Source organism: Citrobacter youngae (assembly GCF_003818115.1).
Lineage (GTDB): Bacteria > Pseudomonadota > Gammaproteobacteria > Enterobacterales > Enterobacteriaceae > Citrobacter > Citrobacter youngae.
This window is the reverse complement of record NZ_RPOI01000036.1, coordinates 22,362-32,585: the sequence shown is the minus strand read 5'-3', so window position 1 is coordinate 32,585 and position 10,224 is coordinate 22,362. Positions and strand designations below refer to the sequence as shown.

The window sequence follows — 10,224 nt, the reverse complement described above, 5'->3', positions numbered from 1 at the left end:
GCTATGCGGCCTTTTTCCTTTCTTTACAATACATCAACATCTTGAGTATTGGGAAATTCTTACAGGTATTCGACCTTCGTCACTTCATACTCAACTTCGCCGCCCGGCGTTTTGATAACCACCACGTCATCCTGCTCTTTACCAATCAGGCCACGAGCAATAGGTGAGTTCACCGAAATCAGGTTTTGTTTAAAATCGGCCTCATCATCGCCCACAATGCGCCAGGTCTGCTCTTCATCGTTATCAAGATTCAGAACGGTAACCGTCGCACCGAACACAACGCGGCCGTTATTTGGCATTTTAGTGACGTCAATAACCTGCGCGTTAGACAGTTTGGCTTCGATATCTTTAATGCGACCCTCGCAGAATCCCTGCTGTTCACGCGCCGCGTGATACTCCGCGTTCTCTTTCAGGTCACCGTGTTCACGCGCTTCCGCGATCGCGGCAATAATTTCAGGGCGACGCACAGATTTAAGAAAATCCAGTTCTTCGCGCAGTTTTTCAGCACCACGTAAGGTCATCGGGATAGCTTGCATTTGTTATACCTCTTGAACATTCCTGTAGGGGGTGGTTGTCCTCACCCCGGCTGCTAAGCCCACCCTGGCATACGCCATGCCAGAGTCAGAAGCAAAAAAATACCGACCCGGGGCACGAGGTCCCAGGTCAGCTACAATTCTCCATTTGATGTTCATTTTACCCTGGAGTTCCCTATGGGTCATCGTTTACTTTTTGGGGCGTTGCGCCGTAGTATGACGGCCTGTTTCCAGGTTGTTAGCGCGAGATTATGCGATTTTCCAGATTTACCATTGGATTGACTGCCAGTATAGCGTTCAGCGTTCAGGCTGCGAACGTCGACGAGTATATCAATCAACTCCCTGCCGGGGCCAACCTCGCCCTTATGGTACAGAAGGTTGGCGCTCCTGCTCCTGCTATTGATTTTCATAGCCAGCAGATGGCACTCCCCGCCAGTACCCAGAAAGTGATCACCGCGCTGGCGGCATTGATTCAGCTCGGGCCGGACTTTCGTTTTACCACCACGCTTGAGACGAAAGGCAACGTGGAAGGCGGGGTATTAAAAGGTGACTTAGTGGCGCGATTTGGTGCCGATCCGACGCTAAAACGTCAGGATATCCGCAATATGGTGGCAACCCTGAAAAAATCAGGCGTGACGCAAATTGCCGGAAATGTCCTGATCGACACCTCTATTTTCGCCAGTCATGATAAAGCCCCTGGCTGGCCCTGGAACGACATGACGCAGTGTTTTAGCGCACCGCCCGCAGCAGCCATTGTCGATCGTAACTGTTTCTCTGTTTCACTCTACAGCGCGCAAAAACCCAACGATCTCGCCTTTATTCGCGTGGCATCTTATTACCCGGTCACCATGTTCAGCCAGGTGCGTACTCTCGCCCGAGGTTCTGCGGAAGCGCAATATTGTGAACTGGATGTGGTTCCCGGCGATCTCAACCGCTATACGCTGACCGGATGCCTGCCCCAACGAGCCGATCCGCTGCCGCTGGCGTTCGCCATTCAGGACGGAGCCAGCTATGCCGGGGCGATTATCAAAGATGAGCTAAAACAAGCAGGGATCACTTACAGCGGTACTCTGCTGCGCCAGACGCAGGTCAACGAACCGGGAACCGTAGTCGCCAGCAAACAATCAGCACCGTTGCATGATCTGCTTAAGATTATGCTGAAAAAATCAGACAACATGATTGCCGACACCGTTTTTCGCATGATTGGCCATGCGCGATTTAACGTACCGGGCACCTGGCGGGCAGGTTCAGATGCCGTACGTCAGATCCTGCGTCAGCAGGCGGGCGTCGATATTGGCAACACGATTATTGCCGACGGCTCTGGCCTCTCTCGCCATAACCTGATTGCCCCCGCCACCATGATGCAGGTGCTGCAATATATCGCTCAACACGATGACGAGCTGAACTTTATCACTATGCTGCCGCTGGCGGGGCACGATGGCTCCCTGCAATACCGTGCAGGCCTGCATCAGGCTGGTGTTGATGGTAAGGTTTCAGCGAAAACAGGCTCACTTCAAGGGGTGTACAACCTCGCGGGGTTCATCACCACCGCCAGCGGGCAACGCATGGCGTTCGTGCAGTATCTGTCTGGCTATGCGGTAGAGCCTGCAGACCAGCGCAACCGACGTATTCCACTGGTGCGCTTCGAGAGTCGGCTGTACAAAGATATATATCAAAATAACTGAGTATGTTTGCCGGATGGCGGCGCAAACGCGCCTTATCCGGCCTACAGCGCGTCCTGGAAACAAAAACCCCGGCAACATGGCCGGGGTTTTTATTGGGATTAACGCTTGTAAATGAACTCAACGCCTTCTTCGTCGTCTTCGTCCCAATCATCATCCCAGTCATCTTCCGCTTCGTCTTCGACTTCAGCGAGCTGCTGGCGGTGATAATCATCCCACATGAACTCAACTTTCTCCGGCTGTTTCGCTTCTTCAGCCTGAACGATTGGGTTCTCAATGATAAAGGTCATTACATCCCAGCAAAGATCCTTCACACCCAGCTGGCTGGCAGCAGAGATCAGGTAATATTTACCTTCCCAGCCCAGCGCTTCAGCGATGGCTTTCGCTTTTTCTTCCGCTTCAGCTTTGTCCATCAAATCAATTTTGTTGAACACTAACCAGCGTGGTTTAGACGCCAGATCCTGACTGTATTTTTCCAGTTCGCCAATAATGATACGGGCGTTTTCTACCGGATCGGAACCGTCAATCGGATCGATATCAATGAGGTGCAGCAACACGCGGCAACGCTCCAGGTGCTTCAGGAAGCGGATACCAAGACCAGCGCCTTCAGCCGCGCCTTCAATCAGACCCGGAATGTCGGCAACCACGAAGCTCTTTTCGTTGTCCATACGCACAACGCCGAGGCTCGGTACCAGCGTGGTGAACGGATAATCCGCCACTTTCGGTTTCGCCGCAGACACTGCACGGATAAACGTCGATTTACCGGCGTTTGGCATACCCAGCATACCCACGTCTGCCAGCAGCATCAGCTCCAGCATCAGGTCACGCTTATCGCCAGGTGTACCCATCGTTTTCTGACGCGGGGTACGGTTGACCGACGATTTAAAACGGGTGTTACCCAGACCGTGCCAGCCGCCTTTAGCGACCATCAGACGCTGACCGTGTTTGGTCATGTCGCCCATAGTTTCGCCCGTGCCCTGATCGATAACACGCGTACCGACAGGCACTTTAATCGTGACATCTTTACCACGCTTACCGGTGCAATCACGGCTCGCGCCATTCTGACCACGTTCCGCACGGAATGATTTTTCAAAACGGTAATCGATCAGCGTGTTCAGGTTTTCGTCGGCTTCCAGCCAGACGTCACCGCCATCACCACCGTCACCACCGTCCGGACCGCCTTTTGGGATGTATTTTTCGCGGCGGAAGCTGACACAACCGTTACCGCCATCGCCTGCAACGACCAGAATCGATGCTTCATCAACAAACTTCATTTTACTCTCCGTAAATCATTCGCCTGAGCGGGGTTGCGAAACCACCGTTTCATGCTTACGTAAACCGCCCCAAATTCGATGACCAATGGCGGAATACATCGCGCCCGCAACCACGATAAACGCACCGAGATAACCTAAAAGGTTTAGCATCGGTCTGGCGAAGAAATCGGGCCAGGCCAGTGATAATAAATCTGAAAATAACAACGTAAACAGCGGCGTGAGCGTAATTATGGCGCTCACCTGCGCCGCCTGCCAGCGAGCCATTGCTTCCGCAAGGGCACCGTATCCTACCAGCGTATTCAGGCCGCAGAACACGAGGCATGCCAGCTGCCAGTCGCTGAGTTGCGCTATTACACCGGGTTTAGCCAGCGGCAACAACGCTATCGTACATAAAGTGTACAGCAAAAACAGGATCTGCGGTGATGCCAGGCGGCGCAATAACACCTTTTGCGCGACCCCATAACACACCCAAACCGTCGCGGCACCGACACCAAAGATCACACCCCAGGTGTAATCGGTCAGCCGGGTAAAAATTTCGATCAGACTGGTATTAAAAAACAACACCAATCCGCTCAGAAGCATAATAGCGCCAATAATCTGCGTGCCGCGCATCTTCTCCTTCAGGATAAAGACGCTGGCGATCATCATGCCAACCGGTGACAGTTGACCGATAACCTGCGAAGCCGTTGGGCTCAAATATTGCAAGGATGAACTAAACAGAATGAAGTTACCGAACAGCCCACCGGTAGCGATAGCCAGCAGTACCAGCCAACGCGCTTTGCGAAAAATACGCAATGGAGGGAGCTTTTTTTTAACCGCAAGAATAGCGCCAAGGCCAATACTTGCCATTAAAAAACGGTAAAACACCACGGTAGGAGGCTCCATCACCTCCAGCACTTGCTTCATTGCTATTGGCAAGGCCCCCCAACATACTGCCGTTGTGAGTGCTAACAGAATACCAATGCCTGCCTGCTGCTTCATGCCGTATTCCCTGCAAGGGCTCGTTTCCGGGTTGTCACGCGCGACGAGCGTATTTACCGGCCGTCGAATGTAAAAAGCCCCGCAACGTGTTGCGGGGCTTTTATCCGTTACCGGGACGCGAAAAACTTATTCAGCAACGATGCTGATGAATTTACGGTTTTTCGGGCCTTTCACTTCAAATTTCACTTTACCGTCTGCTTTAGCAAACAGAGTGTGGTCTTTGCCGCAACCAACGTTGGAGCCAGCGTGGAATTTAGTACCACGTTGACGAACGATGATGCTACCAGCCAGAACTGTTTCACCGCCGAAGCGTTTTACGCCCAGACGTTTAGCTTCTGAATCGCGACCGTTACGAGTCGAGCCGCCAGCCTTTTTATGTGCCATTTAATCTGCTCCCCTTAACTTAAGCGCTGATGCCAGTGATTTTCACATCAGTGAACCACTGACGATGGCCCTGCTGCTTACGGTAGTGTTTACGACGACGAAACTTAACAATTTTAACTTTCTCGCCACGACCGTGAGCAACGACTTCAGCTTTGATAACGCCGCCATCAACGAAAGGAACGCCGATTTTGACTTCTTCACCGTTTGCGATCATCAGAACTTCAGCGAACTCAACAGATTCGCCAGTTGCGATGTCCAGCTTTTCCAGGCGAACGGTCTGACCTTCGCTTACTCGGTGTTGTTTACCACCACTTTGGAAAACCGCGTACATAAAAAACTCCGCTTCCGCGCACACCTTTTTGATGATTCAGAGTGCGCTATAAATATTCACAATAGGGCGCGAATATTACGCAAAACGCGAGCCTTTGACAAGTGCTACCGTCAATACATGAAGAAAAAAAACACAACGTGTACCGTAACGTTTATCTGCGGCGTTTTTTCAGTACAATCAGCATATATTTCTAACCCTAAACCCGACGTTACCTTCTCAAATAGTGAGGTAATCGGGGCGAGAAGCCCGGCTTTTGCGATGAATTTAGAAAAAATCAATGAGTTAACCGCGCAAGATATGGCGGGGGTCAATGCGACAATCCTTGAACAGCTCAATTCCGACGTCCAGTTGATCAATCAATTGGGGTACTACATCGTGAGCGGCGGCGGAAAACGCATTCGTCCAATGATCGCTGTACTCGCGGCGCGCGCTGTTGGTTATCAGGAAAATGCCCACGTCACGATCGCTGCCTTAATCGAGTTTATCCACACCGCGACCCTGCTTCATGACGATGTAGTGGATGAATCCGATATGCGCCGTGGGAAAGCCACGGCGAATGCAGCCTTTGGTAATGCGGCCAGCGTTCTGGTCGGCGATTTTATCTATACCCGCGCCTTTCAGATGATGACCAGCCTCGGTTCGCTGAAAGTGCTGGAAGTGATGTCTAAAGCGGTCAACGTTATTGCTGAAGGCGAAGTCCTGCAGTTAATGAACGTCAATGACCCGGATATCACCGAAGAAAACTATATGCGTGTTATCTACAGCAAGACGGCTCGTCTGTTTGAAGCCGCGGCCCAATGTTCAGGTATCCTTGCAGGTTGTAGCGATGAGCAAGAGAAAGGCCTGCAGGATTATGGCCGTTACCTTGGCACCGCTTTCCAGCTTATCGACGATTTACTGGATTACAGCGCAGATGGCGAGCAGTTGGGTAAAAACGTCGGGGATGACCTCAACGAAGGTAAACCTACGCTACCGCTACTGCATGCGATGCGTCACGGCACTCCTGAGCAGGCGCAAATGATTCGCCAGGCGATTGAGCAAGGTAATGGTCGCCACCTTCTGGAGCCGGTTCTGGAAGCAATGAACGCTTGCGGATCACTGGAATGGACCCGTCAACGTGCAGAAGAAGAAGCCGATAAAGCCATCGCGGCGCTTCAGGTACTTCCAGATACTCCGTGGAAAGAAGCCCTGATTGGCCTGGCGCATATCGCCGTACAGCGCGACCGTTAATTTCCCTCGTCTCGCTTCCCAGCATCCCGTGCAGCACACGGGATGTTCTTATAAGCTCTCAAAAAATCACAAAAACAATCAAACAACATGTATGACCTTGGCATATTCTGAATATGTAAGCACTTTACGAGAACATTTTAGAACATTCGTTCTCGAGGCGTATAGTAACTCCACAGGCTGATTGTGAAACCGTAACTGGTTAACCAAAGGAGATGTGGAACTATGGAAAGCAAATTCATTGACTGGCATCCGGCTGACATCATCGCGGGGCTACGTAAGAAAGGCACGTCAATGGCCGCTGAGTCACGTAAGAATGGCTTGAGTTCATCAACGCTGGCAAATGCGTTAACCCGGCCATGGCCGAAAGGTGAATTGATTATCGCGAGAGCACTGGGAACAGACCCGTGGGTAATTTGGCCGTCACGCTACCATGACACCAGGACGCATGAATTCATCGACAGAACGCGGATGATGAGAGTACGGAAAGAAAAAAAGCGTCTTGAGTAGTGGTGAAACAGCAACCCCCGGATCAACGATCCTGGGGGTTACAACACGCGTAGGCGATTACTCGCCTTTAATGCGCTCTATGTTTGCGCCCAGCGCACGCAATTTATCCTCGATGCGCTCATAGCCGCGATCGATGTGATAAATGCGGTCAACAACCGTTGTGCCTTCAGCGATACATCCCGCTAACACCAAACTTGCTGACGCGCGCAGATCGGTCGCCATTACCTGTGCACCGGAGAGCGTTTCAACGCCGTGACAAATCACAGTATTGCTTTCGATTTCCGCGTGAGCCCCCATACGGCTCAGTTCAGGCACGTGCATAAAGCGGTTCTCAAACACGGTTTCCGTAATGAAGCCTGTCCCTTCGGCCACCAGGTTCAACAGCGTGAACTGGGCCTGCATGTCGGTCGGGAAAGCCGGATGTGGCGCAGTGCGCACATTAACCGCTTTAGGGCGTTTGCCGTGCATGTCGAGGCTAATCCAGTCTTCACCGACTTCGATATCCGCACCGGCATCACGCAGCTTCGCCAGAACAGCATCCAGTGTGTCTGGTTGCGCATTACGGCAGATAATTTTGCCGCGAGAAATCGCCGCCGCCACCAGGAACGTCCCGGTTTCAATACGATCAGGCAGAACGCGATACACCCCGCCGCCGAGGCGTTCAACGCCTTCAATGGTGATACGGTCGGTACCCTGCCCTGTGATCTTCGCACCCAGCGCAATCAGGAAATTCGCGGTATCCACAATTTCCGGCTCACGTGCGGCGTTTTCGATGATGGTCGTGCCTTCGGCAAGCGTTGCCGCGCACATGATAGTGACCGTCGCACCGACGCTTACTTTGTCCATCACGATGTGCGCGCCTTTCAGGCGGCCATCAACGGACGCCTTCACATAGCCTTCTTCCAGCTTGATGGTGGCACCTAACTGCTCCAGACCGGTAATGTGCAGGTCAACCGGGCGCGCGCCGATAGTACAGCCGCCCGGCAGAGAAACCTGACCCTGACCAAAGCGAGCGACCAGTGGCCCCAATGCCCAGATAGACGCACGCATGGTTTTCACCAGATCGTACGGTGCACAGAAGACGTTAACGTCACGCGCATCAATGTGCACAGACCCATTACGCTCTACTTTCGCCCCCAACTGGCTCAGCAGTTTCATGGAGGTATCTACGTCCTTCAGTTTTGGGACGTTTTGAATTTCTACAGGTTCTTCAGCCAGCAGCGCCGCAAACAGGATCGGCAGTGCGGCATTTTTAGCGCCTGAAATTGTGACTTCGCCCTGGAGCTTGGTTGGCCCCTGAACACGGAATTTATCCATTATTCTGTTCTCTGTTAAGAATTCATCTTCGCTACCGGCATATCACCCGTAGCTCAAAAACCGTTAAGTTTGCGATCGCGCGCCCATTCCGCTGGGGTAAACGCTTTAATCGACACAGCATGAATGCGGTTATCCGCAATATACTCCATCAATGGGCCATAGACCGATTGCTGCTTCTTTACCCGGCTCATGCCGTCAAACATCTCACCCACGGCAATAACCTGAAAGTGACTGCCGTCACCAGAAACGTGGACTTCCTGGAGGGAGAGTGCGTTCATCAGCACGCTCTGAATTTCATTATTTTCCATGGGCTCTTCATTCGTCAGATAGTGAAAACAGCCCAACATCTTAGAGCAAAGTGGCGCTGTCATAAATAAGCAAAAAGCCTCGCTGATAAATCAGACAAGGCTTTGGCGGCAGATCCCCTTCAGGGGTTTTGCCGGATGGCGGCACAAGGCCTTATCCGGCCTACAAAAATTAACGCGGAAGGACGTCGTCAGGCAAATTGTAAAGCTGTGCCAGGGTGTAAACCTTATCGTTAACACCGGTAAGCGAAACGCGATTCCCCTGTTGCTTGCCCTGGTCAACCAGATGCAACAGCAATGCCAGACCACCGGTATCAACCCGGGAAACCTGGCTCAGATCGATGCAGGTGACCCCTTTCATCGCCTCAATACGTGCATCCCATAACGGATTTAACACGTCCTGATCCAGCTCTCCCGCGAGCGTCAGCTTGTCACCTTCACGCGTCCAGGTGAGTGACTGCGTCATTATTTCTTCTCTTCCAGGGTGATTTTCTGCTGAGAGATAGATTTCAGCTGCGCGGTCAGGCCATCAATACCTTTCGTGCGCAGCAGGTCGCTCCACTCATTTTGCTTAGTGGTGATCATACTTACGCCTTCGGCGATCATGTCATACGCCTGCCAGTTACCGGTCTGAGAATTTTTACGCCACTGGAAATCCAGACGCACCGGCGGACGTCCGTTTGGATCGATGATGGTTACGCGGATAGGCACAATCGTCGCATCACCCAGCGGCTGTTCCGGCGCGATCTGATAGGTCTGACCGTGGTACATCGCCAGCGCCTGACCGTAAGCCTGCTTCAGATATTCACGGAATGCGGCGAAATAGGCGTCACGCTGAGCGGGAGTGGCATCTTTGTAGTAACGACCCAGTACCAGCGCGCCAGCATATTTAACCTGCACATAAGGCAGCAGTTCCTGATCGACAACCTGACGCAGATAGTCCGGGTTGGAACGAATTTTAGGTTGCTCGTTTTTCAGACGATCGAAAGTTTTCTGCGCCGCCTCATTCATCAGTTTATACGGGTTAGTCTGGTCCGCTGCGGTTGCCACGCTAAGTGGGGCAATGACCAGCATAGCCACCATCATCAATCGTTTAAACATACGTCGATTCTCCTGAGATTATTTCGTTGCGCCCGCAGGCGTAGTGGCTTCATTATTGCCTTCAGTTGCGGCTGGCGCATCGCCAGAATTCTTATTGTCATCACCTTTACTGTTGCTGTTGTAGAGGAATTGACCAATCATATCTTCCAGCACCATCGCAGATTTCGTGTCCTGAATCGTACTGCCATCTTTGAGGATAGACGTTCCCAGCTCAGGATCTTCAAAACCCACGTTTAATGCCAGATACTGCTCACCCAGCAGACCAGAGGTGCGGATGCTCAGCGAGCTGGTGTCCGGGATATGGTTAAAGCGCGATTCGATGTCCAGCGTTACGCGTGGCAGGTAAGTTTTGGGATCTAACGAGATATCCGAAACTCGCCCCACAACAACCCCACCAATCCGCACGGGAGAGCGCTCTCTCAGGCCGCCGATATTATCAAAGGTCGCATAAACCGTGTAGGTTGGTTCAGTACGCATGGAGGTCACATTAGCCGCTTTCAGGCAGACAAATAGCGCCGCCAGCAGCGCAACCAGCAGGAATACCCCAACCCAAATTTCATTTTTTTTCGTTTGCATGAA

Annotated in this window: 13 protein-coding genes; 3 read left to right on the top strand and 10 right to left on the bottom strand. The window is 52.1% G+C overall.

What is annotated here, in order from left to right; all coding sequences use genetic code 11:
* Positions 1-59: 59 nt before the first annotated feature.
* Complete coding sequence (greA, locus tag EHN13_RS22945) at positions 60-536, bottom strand: transcription elongation factor GreA (protein ID WP_003025019.1); 477 nt, start codon at positions 534-536, stop codon at positions 60-62.
* A gap of 248 nt (positions 537-784) precedes the next feature.
* Between greA and dacB the strand changes: the two genes are divergently transcribed.
* Positions 785-2,218: a serine-type D-Ala-D-Ala carboxypeptidase gene (dacB, locus tag EHN13_RS22940; protein ID WP_124022131.1), complete on the top strand. Its 1,434-nt coding sequence runs from the start codon at positions 785-787 to the stop codon at positions 2,216-2,218.
* A 98-nt stretch (positions 2,219-2,316) separates the two neighbouring features.
* Here the strand turns inward: dacB and cgtA are convergent, their stop codons facing one another.
* The 4 genes from cgtA to rplU form a co-directional block, all read right to left on the bottom strand.
* Positions 2,317-3,489: an Obg family GTPase CgtA gene (gene cgtA, locus EHN13_RS22935; protein ID WP_003828732.1), complete on the bottom strand. Its 1,173-nt coding sequence runs from the start codon at positions 3,487-3,489 to the stop codon at positions 2,317-2,319.
* Positions 3,490-3,504: 15 nt separating this feature from the next.
* Positions 3,505-4,470: a DMT family transporter gene (locus EHN13_RS22930; protein WP_048213413.1), complete on the bottom strand. Its 966-nt coding sequence runs from the start codon at positions 4,468-4,470 to the stop codon at positions 3,505-3,507.
* Between the two features lie 126 nt (positions 4,471-4,596).
* The gene (rpmA, locus tag EHN13_RS22920) at positions 4,597-4,854 is read right to left on the bottom strand and encodes a 50S ribosomal protein L27 (protein WP_003025030.1); all 258 of its coding nucleotides are present in this window, start codon (positions 4,852-4,854) and stop codon (positions 4,597-4,599) included.
* A gap of 19 nt (positions 4,855-4,873) precedes the next feature.
* The gene (gene rplU, locus EHN13_RS22915) at positions 4,874-5,185 is read right to left on the bottom strand and encodes a 50S ribosomal protein L21 (RefSeq protein ID WP_003025032.1); all 312 of its coding nucleotides are present in this window, start codon (positions 5,183-5,185) and stop codon (positions 4,874-4,876) included.
* Between the two features lie 258 nt (positions 5,186-5,443).
* Between rplU and ispB the strand changes: the two genes are divergently transcribed.
* Both ispB and sfsB read left to right on the top strand, forming a co-directional pair.
* Entirely contained in the window at positions 5,444-6,415 is a 972-nt protein-coding gene (ispB, locus tag EHN13_RS22910) for an octaprenyl diphosphate synthase (protein WP_048213414.1), read from the top strand.
* Positions 6,416-6,637: 222 nt separating this feature from the next.
* A complete protein-coding gene (sfsB, locus tag EHN13_RS22905) occupies positions 6,638-6,922 on the top strand; it encodes a DNA-binding transcriptional regulator SfsB (protein ID WP_048213415.1) in 285 nt (94 codons plus the stop codon).
* Between the two features lie 57 nt (positions 6,923-6,979).
* Here sfsB and murA read toward each other — a convergent pair whose 3' ends face one another.
* The 5 genes from murA to mlaD all read right to left on the bottom strand — a co-directional run bounded on the left by murA (position 6,980) and on the right by mlaD (position 10,221).
* Complete coding sequence (gene murA, locus EHN13_RS22900) at positions 6,980-8,239, bottom strand: UDP-N-acetylglucosamine 1-carboxyvinyltransferase (RefSeq protein WP_048213416.1); 1,260 nt, start codon at positions 8,237-8,239, stop codon at positions 6,980-6,982.
* A 53-nt stretch (positions 8,240-8,292) separates the two neighbouring features.
* Entirely contained in the window at positions 8,293-8,547 is a 255-nt protein-coding gene (ibaG, locus tag EHN13_RS22895) for a BolA family iron metabolism protein IbaG (protein ID WP_005121314.1), read from the bottom strand.
* 169 nt (positions 8,548-8,716) lie between these two features.
* Complete coding sequence (mlaB, locus tag EHN13_RS22890) at positions 8,717-9,010, bottom strand: lipid asymmetry maintenance protein MlaB (protein WP_101741914.1); 294 nt, start codon at positions 9,008-9,010, stop codon at positions 8,717-8,719.
* Positions 9,010-9,645 (bottom strand): phospholipid-binding protein MlaC, encoded by a 636-nt coding sequence (gene mlaC, locus EHN13_RS22885; RefSeq protein WP_040234134.1) that lies wholly within the window; start codon positions 9,643-9,645, stop codon positions 9,010-9,012. Before mlaC ends, mlaB begins: the two co-directional genes overlap by 1 nt.
* 18 nt (positions 9,646-9,663) lie before the next feature.
* Positions 9,664-10,221: an outer membrane lipid asymmetry maintenance protein MlaD gene (mlaD, locus tag EHN13_RS22880; RefSeq protein ID WP_048213507.1), complete on the bottom strand. Its 558-nt coding sequence runs from the start codon at positions 10,219-10,221 to the stop codon at positions 9,664-9,666.
* Positions 10,222-10,224: the final 3 nt, after the last annotated feature.